General features: G+C 63.9%; 18 protein-coding genes and 1 tRNA gene. 6 read left to right on the plus strand and 13 right to left on the minus strand.

All coding sequences use genetic code 11. The annotated features are described in order from the left end of the window. Window positions 1-49: 49 nt before the first annotated feature. Window positions 50-123: transfer RNA gene (locus tag IPL79_14600), tRNA-Arg, on the minus strand. A 109-nt stretch (window positions 124-232) separates the two neighbouring features. On the opposite strand from IPL79_14600, the gene IPL79_14605 reads away from it, so the two are divergent. The 4 genes from IPL79_14605 (at window position 233) to IPL79_14620 (ending at window position 2,779) form a co-directional block, all read left to right on the plus strand. Further along, a complete protein-coding gene (locus IPL79_14605) occupies window positions 233-673 on the plus strand; it encodes a hypothetical protein (protein ID MBK9072208.1) in 441 nt (146 codons plus the stop codon). Window positions 674-751: 78 nt separating this feature from the next. Continuing rightward, a complete protein-coding gene (locus IPL79_14610; GenBank protein MBK9072209.1) occupies window positions 752-1,831 on the plus strand; it encodes a CDP-alcohol phosphatidyltransferase family protein in 1,080 nt (359 codons plus the stop codon). A gap of 88 nt (window positions 1,832-1,919) precedes the next feature. Continuing rightward, window positions 1,920-2,273 carry a helix-turn-helix transcriptional regulator gene (locus tag IPL79_14615; GenBank protein MBK9072210.1) on the plus strand — a complete coding sequence of 118 codons (354 nt, stop codon included), beginning with the start codon at window positions 1,920-1,922 and terminating at the stop codon, window positions 2,271-2,273. Then, window positions 2,270-2,779 (plus strand): VOC family protein, encoded by a 510-nt coding sequence (locus IPL79_14620; protein MBK9072211.1) that lies wholly within the window; start codon window positions 2,270-2,272, stop codon window positions 2,777-2,779. The genes IPL79_14615 and IPL79_14620 overlap by 4 nt, the downstream gene beginning before the upstream one ends. A 4-nt stretch (window positions 2,780-2,783) precedes the next feature. Here IPL79_14620 and IPL79_14625 read toward each other — a convergent pair whose 3' ends face one another. From IPL79_14625 to IPL79_14645, 5 genes are all read right to left on the minus strand, one after another. Then, window positions 2,784-4,334: a caspase family protein gene (locus IPL79_14625; GenBank protein ID MBK9072212.1), complete on the minus strand. Its 1,551-nt coding sequence runs from the start codon at window positions 4,332-4,334 to the stop codon at window positions 2,784-2,786. Continuing rightward, window positions 4,327-5,076, minus strand: a complete 750-nt coding sequence (locus IPL79_14630; protein ID MBK9072213.1) for a hypothetical protein — start codon at window positions 5,074-5,076, stop codon at window positions 4,327-4,329. Before IPL79_14630 ends, IPL79_14625 begins: the two co-directional genes overlap by 8 nt. Then, window positions 5,073-5,534: a sigma-70 family RNA polymerase sigma factor gene (locus tag IPL79_14635; GenBank protein ID MBK9072214.1), complete on the minus strand. Its 462-nt coding sequence runs from the start codon at window positions 5,532-5,534 to the stop codon at window positions 5,073-5,075. Before IPL79_14635 ends, IPL79_14630 begins: the two co-directional genes overlap by 4 nt. A gap of 15 nt (window positions 5,535-5,549) precedes the next feature. After that, on the minus strand, window positions 5,550-6,191 hold the full coding sequence (locus IPL79_14640) for a hypothetical protein (protein MBK9072215.1): 642 nt from the start codon (window positions 6,189-6,191) through the stop codon (window positions 5,550-5,552). Between the two features lie 182 nt (window positions 6,192-6,373). Next, window positions 6,374-7,639 (minus strand): methionine adenosyltransferase, encoded by a 1,266-nt coding sequence (locus IPL79_14645; GenBank protein ID MBK9072216.1) that lies wholly within the window; start codon window positions 7,637-7,639, stop codon window positions 6,374-6,376. A gap of 120 nt (window positions 7,640-7,759) precedes the next feature. Between IPL79_14645 and hisD the strand changes: the two genes are divergently transcribed. Both hisD and IPL79_14655 read left to right on the plus strand, forming a co-directional pair. Beyond that, window positions 7,760-8,977 (plus strand): histidinol dehydrogenase, encoded by a 1,218-nt coding sequence (gene hisD, locus IPL79_14650; protein MBK9072217.1) that lies wholly within the window; start codon window positions 7,760-7,762, stop codon window positions 8,975-8,977. 109 nt (window positions 8,978-9,086) lie between these two features. Next, complete coding sequence (locus IPL79_14655) at window positions 9,087-9,641, plus strand: hypothetical protein (GenBank protein MBK9072218.1); 555 nt, start codon at window positions 9,087-9,089, stop codon at window positions 9,639-9,641. Window positions 9,642-9,668: 27 nt separating this feature from the next. On the opposite strand, the gene IPL79_14660 is transcribed toward IPL79_14655, so the two are convergent. From IPL79_14660 to IPL79_14690, 7 genes are read right to left on the minus strand one after another with little or no spacing between them, the layout of a single operon-like run. Next, a complete protein-coding gene (locus IPL79_14660) occupies window positions 9,669-10,025 on the minus strand; it encodes a nuclear transport factor 2 family protein (GenBank protein MBK9072219.1) in 357 nt (118 codons plus the stop codon). Window positions 10,026-10,052: 27 nt separating this feature from the next. Beyond that, window positions 10,053-10,763, minus strand: a complete 711-nt coding sequence (locus tag IPL79_14665) for a response regulator (GenBank protein MBK9072220.1) — start codon at window positions 10,761-10,763, stop codon at window positions 10,053-10,055. Continuing rightward, window positions 10,760-13,534, minus strand: coding sequence for a sensor histidine kinase KdpD (locus IPL79_14670; protein MBK9072221.1), 2,775 nt, complete (start codon window positions 13,532-13,534; stop codon window positions 10,760-10,762). The genes IPL79_14665 and IPL79_14670 overlap by 4 nt, the downstream gene beginning before the upstream one ends. 35 nt (window positions 13,535-13,569) lie before the next feature. Beyond that, on the minus strand, window positions 13,570-14,145 hold the full coding sequence (gene kdpC / locus IPL79_14675) for a potassium-transporting ATPase subunit KdpC (GenBank protein MBK9072222.1): 576 nt from the start codon (window positions 14,143-14,145) through the stop codon (window positions 13,570-13,572). An 8-nt stretch (window positions 14,146-14,153) separates the two neighbouring features. Next, the gene (gene kdpB / locus IPL79_14680) at window positions 14,154-16,247 is read right to left on the minus strand and encodes a potassium-transporting ATPase subunit KdpB (GenBank protein MBK9072223.1); all 2,094 of its coding nucleotides are present in this window, start codon (window positions 16,245-16,247) and stop codon (window positions 14,154-14,156) included. A gap of 35 nt (window positions 16,248-16,282) precedes the next feature. Next, window positions 16,283-18,046 carry a potassium-transporting ATPase subunit KdpA gene (gene kdpA, locus IPL79_14685; GenBank protein ID MBK9072224.1) on the minus strand — a complete coding sequence of 588 codons (1,764 nt, stop codon included), beginning with the start codon at window positions 18,044-18,046 and terminating at the stop codon, window positions 16,283-16,285. Then, the gene (locus IPL79_14690; protein ID MBK9072225.1) at window positions 18,046-18,135 is read right to left on the minus strand and encodes a potassium-transporting ATPase subunit F; all 90 of its coding nucleotides are present in this window, start codon (window positions 18,133-18,135) and stop codon (window positions 18,046-18,048) included. The genes kdpA and IPL79_14690 overlap by 1 nt, the downstream gene beginning before the upstream one ends. Window positions 18,136-18,137: the final 2 nt, after the last annotated feature.

Consider the following 18,137-nt stretch of genomic DNA (forward strand, 5'->3'; position numbering starts at 1 on the left):
TGGCACTGTAAAAAACGCCCGCCAAAGCTACGAGAAGACCCACGAGCCGTGCGCGCGACAGGAGTCGAACCTGTGACCTTCGGCTTCGGAGACCGACGCTCTATCCAGCTGAGCTACGCGCGCGCGGGTGGGGTCATAAACCGCGGCGCGATGGCGTGCAACCGGCGTCGTCGCGAAACTTGGCGTCCCCCGCGTCGCAGGCAAACCGGCGCGCTATATTGGGCGGCGATCCATGTTCGACAAGTTTCGTTTTCGACACGTGCTTGCGGCGCTCGAGGCTGCGCGCGCAGGGCGCGTCGCGGGCGCGGCCGATGACGCGTGGGTGCTTGGTTCGCCGACGTTAGCGCGCTTGCTATTGGCGCACGCCGTGGCGGGATTATGCGTGCGCGGTGAGGTCACGGAGGCACAGCTAGCCAGCGGGCAACTAACGCCCGCGCCAGTGACCGCCATGATCGCCGTGGGCGAGCTAGCGGACGTTGCCCTCGTTTCGCGCGCCCTCGTCCGCGGCGGCGCGTTGCTGTGGTTCACCAACGTGCCGCCTCACGTGGTTGCGGGCAGGGTGCTCGCCGCCGGGCATTGCAATATCTGGCAACGCGCGGCGGGACGACAGGGGCTGGCGGTGAGCACGAATTTGGCGCTGATGGCAGCCGCGGCAGTAGCGCCAGCAGCGTAGGCCGGGGTACCTCTCAACAGCAAGCCCCAGGCCGCAACCAGGGTTGGCGGCGCTGCAGGCCTATGTTATAGCGGCGCGATGCCGCCCGGACGCCCGTGGATTACCGCCAACATGGTGACCGTGGCGCGGCTGATTCCCATGCCCGTGTTGGCGTGGGCGCTCTATCAACAAAACACCACGGCGCTGTGGATCTGCCTGGTGGTCGGCACCCTGGTCGGCTGCACCGATTTCGTCGATGGCTACCTCGCGCGCAAGCAGGGCCCGACGGTGCTGGGCGGCCTGCTTGACCCTATGGCCGACAAGATCTTTGTGGCGCTGGTCTACGCGCCCTTTGCCGATATTGGCTTTGCGCCGGCGTGGGCCTGCGCGCTCATTTTTGTCCGCGAGTTTGCGGTGACGGCGCTGCGATCATCATACGAACGCCGCGCGCTGACGATGAAGACGTCGTATCTCGCCAAGGTCAAGACGTGGACCCAGATGCAGGCGCTCGCCATGTTGGTGCTGCTCGCCCTGCTCAAGGATGATCTCTCCATGCGCGTGATCTTGTGGATCGGCGTCATCGCGCCCCTGGTCGCGCTGGCCGGCCTGTGGCTCATCAAGAAGCGATTTTGGCCTGGCGCCGTGGTGATGAGCGCCATGGTCGGGGGCCTGCTCGCCACGTACGAAGCCGCGGGCTACGAATGGGCCGCTTATTATATCTTGATTACGGTCGTCGTCGTGACTTGGCTCTCGGGCGGCGACTACCTGATGGCGAGCTGGCGTTCGCTGCGCGGCCGCGGCGACATCGATCGCTTTGATCTCGTGCGCATGGTGGCTGCCTTGGCGATTCCAGTGCTCGTGTTCATAGCGCTCGAACTCTCGCCGCGGGTGGTGTCGCCCTCTTCGTGGGCGCTGCTGGCCGTGCTCGCCGCCGAGCTGTCGGTGGGCGGCCTCGACAATCTCCTAGCGCACCACAAGGCGGCAAGCCGCGCCTTGGTGTGGGGCGCGCGCACGCTGACGGTCGCCCTGCTGCTGCTGCTGGCGCTGCTGCTACCCGCATGGGGCACCTCGTTGTTCTATGCCGCGGCGGTGGTGTCGCTGGTCGGCGTCGCCGGTGAGTTCTGGCGCGGCCGCCATTATTACCTCGATAGCAAGTTGCGCCACGCGCCCTTGGTGTAAGCGCGCGGCTGGGGCGGCTGCCGGTGGCGCCCTCGTCGCGAGGTCTTTTGATACTTGACAGATTCAATGATTCAATTATGTTTGAAATATGGAATCAAGCAGTGCAGTGCGATCGCTCGCCGCCCTTGCCCAGGCGTCGCGGCTGGCGGTGTTTCGCGCCTTGGTGCAGGCGGGGCCGGGTGGGATGACGGCCGGCGCGATTGCGCGCGAAACTGCCGTGGCGCCTTCTGCCTTGTCGTTTCACCTAAAAGAGCTTAGCCACGCTGGGCTTGTGCATGCCGCGCCGCGCGGGCGCTTCATCGACTACGCGGCCAACTTTGCCGCGATGAACCAGCTCCTCGCCTTTCTCACCGAAAACTGCTGTGGCGGCGCGTCTTGCGCTCCCGCGGGGAAATCCAAAAACAAAGCCGACTGCGCCCCCAAACGAAAGAGGAACTCATGAAACGTCTCCATGTCCACGTCGCCGTCGATCAACTCACGACCAGCATCGCCTTTTACGAGGCGATGTTTGGCGCGCCGCCCACCGTGCGCAAGCCCGACTATGCCAAGTGGATGCTCGAAGACCCGCGCGTAAATTTTGCCATCTCGCAACGCGGCGCCACGCCCGGCCTTGACCATCTCGGCATCCAAGTTGAGTCCGCCGAGGAGCTGGCCGAGATGCAAGCGCGCCTCGCCACCTTGGCGACGCCGATCACCAGCGAGGCAGCGACGACGTGCTGTTACGCCAAGGCCGACAAGCATTGGGTGACCGATGCGCAGGGCATTGCGTGGGAGACCTTTCACACGCTCGACAGCGCGCCGACGTTTGGCGCCGATGCGCGCACCGTCGCGGCCAACGCTGGGTCCATTGGCGCCGCCGCGAGTTGTGCGACGGATGCGAGTTGTTGTGCACCAAGGCAGGGCGTAGCGCCGTCCGCTGCCGCACCCGCGACCAAAAGCTGCTGTTAGGCCGCTAAAACCAAGCGCCCACGCCGAGCGCGACGTTCAGGCTGGTGTCGGCGCGCAGCGCGTCGGCATGAGCTTGCTGGCGAAACAAGTAGGTTTGAACGCTGGCGTCGACAAAGCCGTAGATGGCGCCCGCGAGTTGCCTTCGCACCGTCACGCCGGCGTCGACGCGGCCAAAGGCCGAGTGGCGCGTCGGCGCCTCGCCGCGCGTCGAAAATTGTTGCCGCAGCACGCCGCCGCCCACGCCGAGATAGGGCGCGAGGGTGAACGCGCGCCGATCCCATGCATAGGCAACGCGCGCGCTGAGGCGCAGCTCCGAAACCGTGGCGCGCAGGGTCGAGGTGTCAAAGCTCGAACGACAGCCGCCCGCGAGCAAAGCGAATTCTAGGCTCGGCCAAGCGACGCCATAGCCGAGGTCGCCACCCACGCACGGCCTTGCCGCGTTGGCGCCCGCCGTATGCAGCGCGCCGCTGACAAACGCGGTCGCCACGCGCGGCAACACGCCGCCCTTGCGCACGAGCCGCGCGTAGGCGATTTTTTCGAGCGCGCCGTCGTCGATTTGCGTTCGCTGCGCCGCGACGGCGACGACACGGCCCTCCAGCAGATAGGCCTGGCCGCGGCCGCGGATGAAGTAGTTGCCAGGGCGCACGCTGATGGTGCGCTGCGCGTCGTGCAGGCCGATTTCGCCGATCACCTGGCCTTCGGCGTCGCCCTTGAGCACCAGGTAGCTGCGACCCTTGGGGAAGGCCAGGCGGCCACGGTGGCTCGCGCTGCGGCCTAGCCGGGTAAAGACAAAATCGCCATAGCCGGCGACGTCATAGCGAAACGTCGGATGCTGCAGCCCCGCCAGCGTCTTGCTCGAGGCGCGCAGCGTGTGTTCGTAGGCATAGCGATACGCCTCGGCCAGGCTTACCACATCGTCGCCATTGGCATCGGCGGCGCCGAGCGCACCGGAAACCAGGTAGTGCGTAAAAAATGAGCCGGCGAGCGCGTCAGATTCTTGGGCATCCTCGCTGGCCGAGCTCGAGGTTAGCGCTACGGCACCGCGCGCGGCGAGCCGTTCGTCCATGACGATGTCAAAGGCGGGCGCCTTGGTGCCACCCTTGACCCGCGTCAGCGACCCCGACCGACACGCGTCGACGATCAATAGCCGCATGCCGGCCGCGCTGCCGGAGACGAGTTGCTCGAGCTCGCGCACCGCTAGCCCGCTGCGCCCCAGGTGGAGCTCGCGCGCATCGGCGTGGCCAGAGTAGTAGACGAGCAACACCGCCTGCGCCGCGTCGGGCAGGGCGCGGATGCGATCGTTGGTGGCGACGATGGCCTGGCGCACCGCGGTTGCGGACTCGCCTTGCATCAGCACAATGTTTTCGTGGCGAAAATCGCCGAGGTCGAGCAGCAGGTCGCGCATTTTCTCGGCGTCGGCCTCGGCAAAGCGCAGATTGCCCTCGTCGGCCTCGCCCTGGTTGTTGCCGACGATGACCGCAAAGCGCACTACCTCGGCACGCGCCCCTGTCGCCGCGCCCACCATAAATAGCAGCACGAGCAAGCGTTTAGTCACGGCGGCGTTTCTCCAACGTTAGGGTGACCGACGCGCATGCGGGCACATTGGCAAGCGATCGCGTTTGCGCAAGCGTCGCCGTTAGCGCTGCCGGGTCCTGCGCCGCGTCGCAATGAAGGCCCCAAAACAACTCGCCTCCCAGCGTGTCGTCGAGCACGATGCTGTCGGGCATCAGCACCGGTTGCGCCATCGCCACGGCGGTGGCATTCGCCGGCGGCTCATAGTAGACGGCCGCCTTGCCGGTGGCGTCGAGGCCCAGCAGATAGGTAAAGCCCGGCGTCGGCGCCACAAACGAAAAGCGCAAGGCGTCTTGCGGATAGACGACGTCGCCATCTTGGCCGCGGGTGACGATGCCATCGCGCTGCAAAAAATACGCGAGCGCAAAGCCGCCCTTGGTGCGCGTCGTGGCGACGAGTTCGCGCGTCGGTGGCGGAGGCTGCCACACCAGCAAGGCGAGCGCCGCTACCGCGACCATGCCCGCTGCGGGTGCGAGCAAGCCTTGCCAGGTCTTCCACCACGGACGCGCTGGCAACCGCCGCGGCGCGCGCGCGGGCAGCCGATGAGCTTGCGCGAAGGACGTCTGGGCCTGCCGCAGGGCGACCAGCCGCGACGCGCACGTCGCACAGGCATCGCAATGGGCCTGCACCGCCGCGGCCGCCTTGGCCGCGTGCTCGCCCGCGACGAGCAAATCCAAGGCATAGGCCGAAGGGCAGGCGTTCGTTGTGGGGCTTGGCGAATTCATGGCACAACCTCTTTTTGTAGTTTGGTGACCAGCTTACCGACCATGCGGCGCGAACATCCCAGCACCTGGGCAATCTCGTCGTGGGTCATTTCGTCGATGTAATAGTGCACGGCGACCTGGGCGAGCCGCTCGGGCAAGCGAGCCAGCACGCGCTTGGCGTCAAAGGTAAGAGGCGCGGTCGCCGTCGCGATCTCATTGACACCTTCCATCGTCGCGCTGTCGAGCTCGGCGCGGCGGGCCTGGTTGCGCAGGCGGTTGAGGCAATGATTCGTCGTAACGCGATAGAGATAGGTGGTCATGGTGCTCTCGCCGCGAAAGCGCTCCGGATGTTCCATCATCGCCATGAATATTTCTTGCACCGCATCTTCGGCGTCGGCATCTGTGCCAAGCAGTTGACGCGCACGCCGCAACACCACGTGGCCGTGGTTGGCAAAGACGGCATGCAGATCCAGCGCCAAGGTTAGCTCGGCCCGCTAGTTGAGATTGGGCGCGAGCTCTTCGGTTGCCGCGGCTTCGTCGATGGTAATGGTGATCGAGGTCGACAGGCCTGCCGGCGCGGGGCGCAGACAATCGTAGCCCTCGGTTTGCGCACACGCCGGATCGTCGGCCGCGAGCACCTCGAGGACGTGAAAGCCCGCGGTCAAGGCCGCGCCGGCGAACTCGGCCGCGCTGCTGCCTGCCGGCAAATCCGCCGGCGCGTAGGCCAAGACATGGCCCGCCGAGATGCCCCATGGCGTCTCAGGCGTTTCGCCGGTGGTGGCGTCATAGTCCTGGGGGAACGCGACAACATAGGCCAGGCCCAAGGCGACCTCGTCCGCATCTTCCGCAAAATGATTGAGCAGCTCGGTGGGCGGCGGCAGAAATACGTCGAGCGTAAATTGCGCGGGAAACTCGCCGCTCACCGGGGCCTCGGCGGCGAGGTAGGTGTCGCCATTTTGCGCGAAGTTGCTCCACACCAGCGACGCATTGACGGCGGAGGTCGAGGCCAACGCCACCACCTCGCCCGAGAGCGTGGCGAGCGGCTCGCCGCGATATTCCGAGTCGACTTGCGCGTCGCAGGCGGCGCCGGCCAGCAGTGAGAGGGAGAGCAAAGAGGTCGCGAATTTGTTGGTCATGATCTTGTCCTTTGGGTTGTGTTGTTGAATCGAACAACCGTTAGACACGCGAGGGCAGCGGAAACGGTACCGCATCGCAAAAATAAATGAGACCTATAAATTTTGAACTGACTTAGCGCCAGCTGGCGGTGTGACGCGACTTCAGCCCGCAGGCGAGGTCGCCGTGCGCCATCGCGCGCGACTTACGCCGAGGCGATCATCGACTTGCCATTGCCGGCGGTCTTGCGGCCACCGAGCGTGGGCTTGCCGGCGGGCGTTTTGCCGCCGCTGGTCGCTTTGCCATTTTTGACGCCAGCGGCGTCTTTGAGCTTGGCGAGGTGCGGGGTTTTCTCCCACGTAAACTCCGGCTCTTCGCGGCCAAAGTGGCCGTAGGCCGCGGTCTTGCGGAAGATTGGCTTGCGCAGGCCGAGCTCTTCGATGAGCAGGCCCGGGCGCGCATCGAACACGCGCGACACGGCTTTGGAAAGTTGCTGGTCGCTGACAATGCCAGTGCCGTAGGTATCGACCAACATCGAAACCGGCTCGGCGACGCCGATGGCGTAGGCGAGTTGAACCTCGCAGCGCGTGGCCAGGCCCGCGGCAACGACATGCTTGGCAATGAAGCGCGCATAGTATGCGGCCGAGCGATCGACCTTGGATGGGTCTTTGCCGGAGAACGCGCCGCCGCCGTGGCGCGCCATGCCGCCGTACGTGTCGACGATGATCTTGCGGCCGGTGAGGCCAGAGTCGCCCATTGGCCCGCCGACGACAAAGCGTCCGGTTGGGTTGATGTGAAACTTGGTGGCCTTCGTGATGAGATTCTTTGGCACGATCGGCGCAATCACATATTCGCGCATCGCTTCCTGCAGATCCTTGAGCTTGACGTCGGGCGAGTGTTGCGTCGAGACCACAATGGCCTCAACGGCAACCGGCCGACCGTCCATGTAGCGCACCGAAACCTGGGTCTTGCCATCAGGGCGCAGCCAGTCGATGCCGCCAACTTTTTTCTTGCGAACTTGCGCTAGGCGATATGCCAGCTTGTGCGCGATTTGAATCGGCATCGGCATCAGCTCGGGCGTTTCGTCGCAGGCATAGCCAAACATCAGGCCTTGGTCGCCGGCGCCTTGCTTGGCCAAATCGCCGCGATCGACGCCGCGCGCGATGTCTGGTGACTGCTGCTCGATGGCGGTCATGACGCCACAGGTTTGCCAATCAAAGCCCATGTCCGAGCCGTTGTAGCCAATCTCTTTGACGGCTTGGCGGACAATAGAGGGGATGTCGACATACGTCGTCGTCGTGATCTCGCCGCCCACCAGCACGAAGCCGGTCTTGGTGAAGGTCTCGCATGCGACGCGCGCATAGGGATCTTCCGCCAAAATTGCGTCGAGGACGGAATCGGAAACCGCATCGCACAATTTATCGGGATGGCCTTCGGTGACCGATTCGGAGGAAAACAAGAAGTTGGACATGGGCGAGGCTTATACCGCGGGGGTGTGACTGTCAATTGCGCATTGCCGTGCTACCAATAGGGCGTGATTGCAATTCGCGAATTGGCCGAGGCAGGCGCTCTGCTGGTGCGAACTACCGAAATGAGCGCCGAGGTTGAGACGCAGGTCGACGCCATTTTGCGCGACGTCGCGGCGCGGGGCGACGCCGCGGTGCAGGCGTATACCGAGCGGTTTGATCAGCGGTCGCCGCACGCTGGCAGCTATGAAGTTCCCAAGGCGAGCTGGGCCGCCAAGGCCGACGCCGTTGCGCCCGAGGTCAAGGCGGCTATCGCGCTGGCCGCGCACCGCATCGAGCGCTTTCACGCGCTGTCGGCCGCGCCGCATGTGCCAGCTTCTGCCACCTTAACCGCCGACGGAATTTCGCTCGCGCTGCACACTGTGCCGCTTGGCCGCGTAGGCTTATATGTACCGGGCGGCACCGCGCGTTATCCCTCCAGCGTGCTGATGACGGCAATTCCGGCGCGCATCGCGGGGGTTACCGACATTATCATGGTGACGCCGGGCGCCTCGCCGGAAACCCTGTTTGCGGCGCAACTTGCCGGGGTTACGCGTATCTTTGAAATTGGCGGCGCGCAGGCTGTGGGCGCCTTGGCCTACGGCACAGCGACCATCCCGCGGGTTGACAAGATCGTTGGGCCGGGGAACGCGTGGGTGGCCGCCGCCAAGCGTCGCGTGTTTGGCCTGGTCGATATCGATTCGGTTGCTGGCCCGACAGAGGTGTTGATTTTGGCCGATGCCACGGCGCACCCAGCGTGGATCGCCGCCGACATGTTGGCGCAGGCCGAGCACGACACGCAGGCGCAGGCCATCGCCGTGGTGCCCACGCGCGCGCTCGCCGACGCGATTGCCGCCGAGCTCGCGGCGCAGCTCGCAACGTTGCCAAGGCGCGAAATCGCAGCGGCGTCGCTCGCCACCAAAGGTGCGGTCATTATCGCGCCGCAACTCGACGACGCCGTGGCCTTTGCCAACGCCTACGCCGCCGAACATCTGAGCCTGCATCTTGACATGACCCACGCGCGCGCAATCGCCGCGCGCATCACCAACGCCGGCGCGATCTTTATTGGTCAGCACGCGTGTGAATCGGCTGGCGATTATCTCGCGGGATCGAATCATGTGTTGCCAACCGGAGGCTCGGCGCGGTTTGCCTCGCCGCTTGGCGTCTACGATTTTCAAAAACGCGTGACGCACATTGAATACACGGCGGAAGCCGCGGCACGCGATGCCGCGCCGATTAACGCATTTGCGCAGATTGAAGGTCTGCACGCGCATGGACGCGCGGCGATGTTGCGGCGGCGTTGATGAAGTTGTGACGTTTGCACGCTCTGTTGGAGGCGCTCGTCACACCCAACGCTGATGAAGACAAACTTAACTTGATCTTTAGCCGCGCGGATTCATATGGTGCAACCCTATGAATGCAAAACGTGGGTTGGTTGTGATGTCGGTACTAATCCTCATGGCAAGCCAGGCCGCAGCGCAACCAAGCGCGGCACCCTATGCGCCAACTCCGGCTCGCAAAGATACGCGCAACCTCTCGGTGATGGTTTCGCCGGTGCATCTGCTGCTGCCATTTGTCGAGCTGACGGTGGAGAAGCGTGGCGGTGACCGGTGGAGCATTGCCGGCATTGTGGGTGGCGGCGAGATCCTCGATATTTCAATCTACGAGGTTGGTGCCCAACTCAATTATTATGTCGTGGGGTCATTTAACCGCGGCTTTCAAATCGGCGCCGAAGCAATCTACATGTATGCCAGCAGCCAACTTGGCGCCACCCGCGTCGCCGCCGAGGGGTTATCGATTGGCCCCTATGCCGGCTACAAAATCGCGACGCAATCCGGGTTCACGTTTAATGTACAAGCCGGGATTCAGCTCATAGGAGTCGCAGGCGAAGACTCCAGCGGTACGACCACCGAAGCCGAGAGCACCGTACAACCATTGGTGAATCTAAATGTCGGGTGGACGTTTTAGCCAGTTGTAGGCTCGGTGGTGGCGCGCTCAGCCATGAAACACGCGCGACGCGCTAATGTGACCATCGGCAACATCAAACACCTCGGCGATCGCCATGGGCGCTTGGCCGTCGCAGTGGCGGGTGTATTCGATAAAGACGCGTGCTTCGTTTGCGGTGACCGTGAGCAGCTCGTAGCGCAGCGAGGGCATGGTCTTCATGGCGCCCTGCCACCACGAGGCAAGCGCCGCCTTACCGCAGATGCAGCCCTCGCCACCGGCGGCGCGCAATTTGGGCGAGGTATGCGTGCAAGCCTCGGCGTAGAGCGCGATCAGGCGTGGCACATCGTGGGCGTTAAACGCGTCGATCCACGCGTGGGCGAGGGCTTGGTTGGCGGCGGCCGACATGCGCTTAGCCTACCGCGGCAATGTGGGCTACTCCAGCGCGCGCAGGCGATAGCCGACGCCAGGCTCGGTGGTGAGCCATTGCGGCCGTGCCGGATCGACTTCGATCTTTTTGCGCAGCTCGGCCATGTGGACGCGGACGTAGTGCGTTTGGGCTTCGTGCGCGGCGCCCCACACCTCGCGCAAGATGTGGCGATGCGACAGCACCTTGCCGGCGTGCGTGGCGAGAAGAAGTAACATTTTGTACTCGGTGGGCGTGAGGTGAATGGCCGTGCCGCCGCGCGTAACCGTGCGCGCGCCGACGTCGATGTGAATGTCGCCAAATGATAGCTGTTGGCTAGTCGAGGCATGCTGTGCGGACTTCGCGTGCCGCAAGGCAACTCGCATGCGAGCCATTAGCTCGCTAACGCCAAAGGGCTTGGTGAGATAGTCGTCGGCACCGGCGTCGAGCGCCGCCACCTTGTCTTCTTCACGACCGCGCGCCGAGATGACGATAATGGGCACGGCGGTCCATTCGCGAAACTGCCGAGTCAGCGCGATGCCATCGCCATCCGGTAGGCCTAGATCGAGCAAGATGATGGCGGGTTGGCGGCTGGTCGCCAGCGCCACGGCCTCATGCGCCGTGCCTGCCTCGACCAATTGATAGTCGTGAGCCAGCAGCGTGGCGCGGATAAACCGGCGCATTTGGGGTTCGTCCTCGACGAGCAAGACAAGTGGTGCCGTGGCCAACTCCGCGGTCATCGCGTTGTCTCCGCGGCGTTGCCGTCGCTGCCAGCCGCGGTCGAGGCGGTCTCGGTGGGCGTCAGGGCAATGTTGCTTGGGGGCGAGACCACCGGCAAGACGATGCGAAAGCTCGTGCCACCGCCGTCGCGAGGCACCGCCGCGATTGTACCGCCATGGGCTTCGACAATGCCGCGGCAGATGGCCAAGCCTAGGCCCGCACCCGCGACGTCGGGGTGATGGCCACGCTGAAACTTTTTGAATATGTCCTGGGCTCGCTCCGGCAACAGCCCAATGCCGCGATCCATTACCTCGATGATAATTTGTTGATCGGCGCAGGTCGCGGCGATTTCGATTGGAGAGGCACCAGGCGCGTACTTCGTGGCGTTCTCGAGCAGATTGACAAACACCTGTTCAAATAGCACCGGATCGACGGCGACGAAGGGCACCTTTGGATCGATGTGCACGTTGACCGGGCGGTCGCCAAGCTTGCTTTCGATTTGCGCCAACGCTGAGCCAATCAGCTCTTCGAGGGGCACCCACTCGCGCCCGAGCGTCAGGCCGCCGCTTTCGAGGCGCGTCATGTTGAGCAAGTTTGAGATCAGGCGATCCATCTTGTCGGCCTGATCGCAAATGGCGTCGACGAGCTCACGGCTGGTGGCGCTCGTTAGCGGCGGCTCGGCTTTGAGCGATGTCGCGGCGCCGGTGATGGCGGCCAGTGGCGTGCGCAAATCGTGTGACACGGCCGAAAGCATGGCGCTTCGCATCTCTTCGGTATGCGCGGCGATGGCTGCGCGGCGCGCTTCATCGGCGAGGCGAAGGCGATCAAACGCGATCGAGGCCTGGCGGACAAAGGCCTCGAGGAATTCGCGTTGCTCACCGCGAAGCGGCAGCCTGTTGTGAGGCTCCAAGACTAGGGTAAAGGCATGGTGTTCGGGGTCGCCGATCGGCACGCATATGACGGTGGCGCCATTGAGCGTGTCGGTGCCGAGTCCAGCGAGTTTGTGCTGCTTGAGGCTCCATTGCGCCACCGTGCGCTCTTTGGGGGCCAGCGCGTAGTTTGGAGGATAGCTAGCTATATCGACGATTTCGTCATTTTCGCCCTCGCCGATGATAAGGACGCTGGCGGCAAAAATCTCGGCGGCCGCGTGCGCAACCACGACCGAGGCGGCGGTGGCGTCGGCGACCTCGCTCAGCTCGCGATTGGTGGCGTAGAGGCGCGCCGTGCGTTCTTCGCGCACGACTGCGGCCTGCTCTTGTCGCCGTAGCCGCGACGTCAACTCGCTGACGATGAGCCCGAGCCCGAACATCATGATAAAGGTGAGTACATACCGGCCATCGGCCACTGTGAAGGTGTGTACGGGCGGCACGAAAAAGAAATCGTATGCCACAACGCTGAGGAAGGCGGTAAGCATCGCTGGGCCGCGACCCCACGCACTCGCGGCGACCAAGACGCCGACGAAATACAGCATTTCGAGATCGGGAATCGGCACCAGCGCGCGCACCAAGGCCGCAAACCCCGTGACCGCGCTGACCACCCCTACGGCCATCATATAGCGACGAAGCTCGATGGCGTCGCGTGGTTCAGGCTGGCTCGTCGGCGTGCGCGGTGCCGGCGCCGGTGCGGTCCCGGTGATGACGTGGATGTCGATTTCGCCGCTCTCCGCGACCAACTCCTCGAGCAAGGATCCCGCGATGCGATCGCGCCACTGGCCCAAGCGCGTCGTGCGCTGCGGCTTGCCGACCACCATTCTCGTCACGTTGGTGGCGCGCGCATGGTCGAGCAACGTTTTCGCGACATCGCTACCGGTGAGCCGCGCGATCGATGCGCCGAGGGATTGCGCGAGCGAAAAATGCGCCTCGAGGGCGTCGCGAGAGTGGTCATCGAGCGGCCGAATCGCTGATGAATCGACGTAGGCCACGGCCCACGGGCAGCGCAGGCGTTCGGCCATCCGCTTGGCCGCGCGCACCAGCTTGGCGGCATGCGCCGCCGGCGTAATTCCGACCAGGATGCGCTCGCTTGAGCCCCACGCCGCTCGGGCGCCGTGTTGGTGGCGAAATGCCAACACGTCATTGTCGACATAGTGCGCCACTTGACGCAGCGCAAGTTCGCGCAAGGCGAGTAAATTTCCTTCGGTAAAAAATTTCTCGGATGCGCGGTCAGCTTGCGCACCGAGATACACCTTGCCGTCCTTGAGGCGCGCGCGCAGCTCTTGCGGCGAGACGTCGATCAGCGCAATTTCGTCGGCCCGCTCCAAGATGGCATCGGGCACGGTCTCGCGGACGCGGATGCCTGTGATCTGCGCGACCACGTCGTTGAGGCTCTCGAGATGCTGCACGTTGAGCGTGGTATGCACCTCAATGCCCGCATCGAGCAGCTCCATGACGTCCTGCCAGCGTTTGGGATGACGCGAGCCGGGAATGTTTGTATGCGCCAGCTCGTCGACCAAGATCACTTGTGGCTTGCGTGCCAAGGCAGCGTCGAGATCAAACTCTTCGGTGGCGATGCCGCGGTAGTCGAGCTTGCGCCGCGCCAAGAGCTCGAGGCCAATCACCAGCGACGCGGTCTCATAGCGTTTGTGAGTCTCGACGAGACCCACGACCAAATCGACGTGTTGCTCGGCGACCAGATCGCGCGCGGCCTGCAGCATGCGATACGTCTTGCCGACGCCGGGCGCAAAGCCAAAAAATACTTTGAGCTTGGCGCGGGCGCGCTTGGCCTCTTCAGCGCGCACTTGTCGCAAGAGCACGTCCGGATCGGGTCGTTGGTCGGCTTGCGTGGTAGGCGCCATGGCGGTCTTGCGTGCGATGTGCGAGCCGCCCGATTCTAATGGTTCTGCCGCTGCAGCGCGAGGTTGAGCCTCACCACATTAACGCGTGGCTCGCCAAACAGGCTCAGCGTGCGACCCTCGGTGTGGGCGTCGATGAGTTGCGTCACCGCGGCGAGGGGCAAGCCGCGCTCGCGGGCGATGCGCGGTGCCTGATAGTGGGCGGCGGCGGGCGAAATGTGTGGGTCAAGGCCGCTACCCGATGCGGTGACCAGATCGACCGGTACGGGGCCTGGCGCGGATGCGTCAGCTTGCCGCAAGGCCGCGATGCGATCCGCAACCGCCTGATGCAGCGCGGGGTTGGACGGACCGAGATTGCTGCCGCTCGACGCCGCGGCGTTATAAGCGACGGTGCCAGTCGCCGAAGGTCGGCTCCAAAAATAACCCGGGCCGGCGAATGGCTGACCAATTAGCTCCGAGCCAACGACCTTGCCTTGGGACGTAATGAGGCTGCCGTTCGCTTGGTGAGGAAAAGCTACCTGCGCGACGCCGGTTATCACCAGCGGATAGAGCAGTCCCGTGATCACGGTGAAGAGCGCAAGTAAGACAATGGCTGGACGCAGTAGGTTTCGCATACGTTCTCCTAGTTAACGCCAACGGCGGTTAGCGCGATATCAATGATTTTAATGAAGGGAAAAGGCAGCACGAGGCCGCCAAGGCCGTACGCAAAAATATTGCGCCGCAAGATGGTGGACGCGGGCGCAGGGCGATACTTGACGCCGCGCAAGGCCAACGGGATGAGCGCAACAATGATCAGCGCGTTAAAAATGACGGCCGACATGACGGCCGTGGTCGGGGAGTGCAGCCCCATGAAGTTTAGCGCGCCGAGCTCGGGATATGTGGCCACAAACGCCGCCGGGATAATCGCAAAATACTTGGCGACGTCGTTGGCTATGCTGAACGTGGTGAGCGAGCCGCGCGTCATGAGCATCTGCTTGCCAACCTCGACGACCGTTAGCAGCTTGGTTGGATTCGAATCGAGGTCGACCATGTTGCCGGCCTCTTTGGCGGCCTGGGTGCCGGTATTCATCGCCACGGCGACGTCGGCTTGCGCAAGCGCGGGCGCATCGTTGGTGCCATCGCCCGTCATCGCAACCAAGTGTCCCTTGGCCTGATAGTCGCGAATCATCGCGAGCTTGGCCTCCGGCGTGGCCTCGGCGAGGAAATCGTCGACGCCGGCTTCGGCGGCAATCGCGGCCGCCGTCAGCGGATTGTCGCCGGTGATCATGATCGTCTTGATGCCAATGCGGCGCATCTCGGCAAAACGCTCGCGAATGCCTGGTTTAACGATGTCTGCGAGTTGGATGACGCCCATTACTTTGGTGCCATCGGCAACGACAAGCGGTGTGGCACCCTGTTTGGCGACGGTTTCGACGTGGCGTTTCACCTCGGGCGGCAGCGACGCACTCTGGTCGCGCAGCCAGCCCGCGATCGCATCAAAGGCGCCCTTGCGCACCATGCGATCGCCAATGTCAACGCCGCTCATGCGTGTCTGCGCGGTAAACGGTACCGCGAGCGCTCTGGGTTCAGTGCCTTGTTGCTCGGCCACGCCAAATTTGTCGCGCGCCAAGGCCACGATGCTGCGGCCCTCGGCGGTTTCATCGCCCAGCGAGCTCAGCATCGCGATTTTTGCTAGTTCGGCCTCGCTCACGCCAGGCGCGGGCAAGAATGCGGTCGCCTGCCGATTGCCGAGCGTGATGGTGCCGGTCTTGTCGAGGAGCAAAATATCGACGTCGCCGGCGGCCTCGACGGCGCGTCCCGACATCGCGATCACATTTGCTGCAACCATGCGATCCATGCCTGCAATGCCGATCGCCGAGAGCAGGCCGCCGATGGTGGTGGGAATCAGGCACACCAGCAACGCGACTAGCACGGCGATGGAAATGGGTGCGCCGGTGCCGGCCGCCTTGGCGGCGTAAATCGAATAGGGCAGCAAGGTCGCGGTGACGAGCAAGAAGATGATCGTCAGCGCGACGAGCAAGATGTCGAGCGCGATCTCGTTGGGAGTTTTTTGCCGCTTGGCGCCTTCGACCATGGAGATCATGCGATCGAGAAACGTCTCGCCGGGATTGGCGGTGATGCGAATGATGAGCCAGTCCGACAAGATTCGCGTGCCGCCGGTGACCGCGCTGCGATCACCGCCGCTCTCGCGAATCACCGGTGCGCTCTCGCCCGTGATCGCGCTCTCGTCGATCGACGCTGCGCCCTCGACGACCTCGCCATCGCCGGGCAAGACGTCGCCCGCCTCGACCAAGACAAAGTCACCCTGACGCAAGCGCGCGGACAAGACCTCCTCGACCGCCGCGTCGCGCTTGGCATCGGCCAGGCGCTTGGCCGAGACGTCCTTGCGCGATTGCCGCAAGGTATCTGCCTGCGCCTTGCCGCGGCCTTCTGCCATGGCCTCGGCAAAGTTGGCAAAGAGCACGGTAAACCATAGCCACAGCGAGATAGCCAAGATGAACCCAGGCGAGGTGGTGGCATCGGCGGTGGCGCCGCCGCCAAGCCAGGCGTAGAAAAACAGCAGCAAGGTAAAGGCGCTGCCGACCTCGACGACAAACATGACGGGGTTTTTGACCATGCGTCGCGGATGCAGCTTGGCGAACGAATCCTTGATCGCCGCGATTAAGATCGCGCGCGAGGCGGAGGCATGGGCGGGTTTGGACTGGGTCGTAGACATAGTGGTCCTTTCAGGGGCAAGGCATCGCGGGCGCGCTAGGGCGCAAGCGCTGGCGCCATGCTCCCGAGCTGCAGATGTTCAACGATAGGGCCAAGCGCGAGCGCCGGCACAAAGGTAAGCGCGCCGACCAAGATGATGACGCCGATGACGAGCGCGACAAACAGCGGCGTATGGGTAGGCAGCGTGCCGGCGCTAGTGGGAATCGATTTTTTTCTGGCGATCGAGCCGGCCATCGCCAAGATCGGAATGATCACCCAATAGCGGCCAATCGCCATGCAAACGGCAATTGCCGTCGCATAAAATGTGCCGCTCACCGTGATGCCGCCAAAGGCCGAGCCGTTATTGCCGGCGCCAGACGAAAACGCATAGAGGATTTCGCTAAACCCGTGCGCCCCCGGGTTGCCGAGCGTCGACGTACCGGCGGTGGTCGAGGCGGCCAGCGCCGTGCCGACCAAAATGGCCGCCGCGGGCAGCAAGAGCACCAAGGCCGCCATCTTCATTTCATAGGCCTCGATCTTCTTGCCGAGATACTCTGGCGTGCGGCCGATCATCAGCCCGGCGATGAAGACGGCGATGACGGCGTAGACGAGCATGCCGTAGAGGCCCGAGCCGACGCCGCCAAACACGATCTCGCCGAGTTGGATGAGCCACATTGGGATCATGCCGCCCAGCGGCGTAAAGCTATCGTGCATGGCGTTGACTGAGCCATTGGAGGCGGCGGTGGTGGCGGTGGCCCACATGGTGCTGCCGACGACGCCAAAGCGCAGCTCCTTGCCCTCCATGTTGCCTCCGGGCTGCAGCGACGAGGCGACCTGATCGACGCCGAGCTGCGACAAGACGGGATTGCCGGCTTGTTCGGCCGACGTCGCGGCGAGCATGAGCGGCAGCAAGATGATGGCCATGACCGCGAACAGCGCCCAGCCCTGCCGCTTATCCTTAATCAGGCGTCCAAACGTAAAGCACAGCGCCGCGGGGATGAGCAAGATCGAGATGAGCTGGAGAAAATTTGCAAACGGGGTCGGATTTTCAAACGGATGCGCCGAGTTGGCATTGAAAAAACCGCCGCCATTGGTGCCGAGCATCTTGATGGCGATCTGCGAGGCGGCGGGTCCGAGCGCCAAGGTTTGCTCGGTGACGGCGGCGCCGTCGCCATTGGTTGTGGCCTCAACCAGTTGCGCGGTGGCGCTGGCATCAAAGGTTTGCACCACGCCTTGCGAGACTAGAAAGAGCGCGAAGACGGCGGAGAGTGGCAGCAAGATATAGAGCGTGCTGCGGGTTAGGTCGACCCAAAAGTGGCCAACGGTCTCGGCGTTGCGCCGCGTAAAACCGCGAATGAGTGCCACCAGCACCGCCATGCCGGTGGCGGCGGAGACAAAGTTTTGCACGGTGAGCGCAACCATTTGCGTGAAGTAACTCAGCGTGGTTTCGCCGCCGTACGCCTGCCAATTGGTATTGGTCGCAAAGCTCACCGCGGTGTTGAGCGCGACCTGTGGCGTCGCGGCGGGCAAATTCGCGGGATTGAGCGGCAGGTATTGTTGCAGTCGCGCGACCAAGAACACCACCAGCATGCCGAGCGCGTTAAACAGCAGCAGCGCGGCGGCGTAACGCTTCCACGACATCTCTTGGGCGGGATCGACGCCGGCCGCGCGATAGAGCAGCCGCTCCAGCGGGCCAAGCACACGCTGAGCCGTGGTGGCTTCCCCGGCGTACACGCGCGCCATATAGGCGCCGAGCGGCAGCCCGAGCGCGATCAAGGCGATGAACAACAATAAAATCTGAACCAGCGAGAGTCCGGTCATTAGAGTTTCTCTCCAAAGAGCAGGGCGATGAGCAGGTAAATCAGCAGCAGCGCCGCGAGCACGCCTGCGATGGCGGTAATTAGCGACATGG

The sequence above is a fragment of the Myxococcales bacterium genome (assembly GCA_016716835.1).
In the GTDB taxonomy this organism is placed as follows: domain Bacteria; phylum Myxococcota_A; class Polyangia; order Haliangiales; family Haliangiaceae; genus JADJUW01.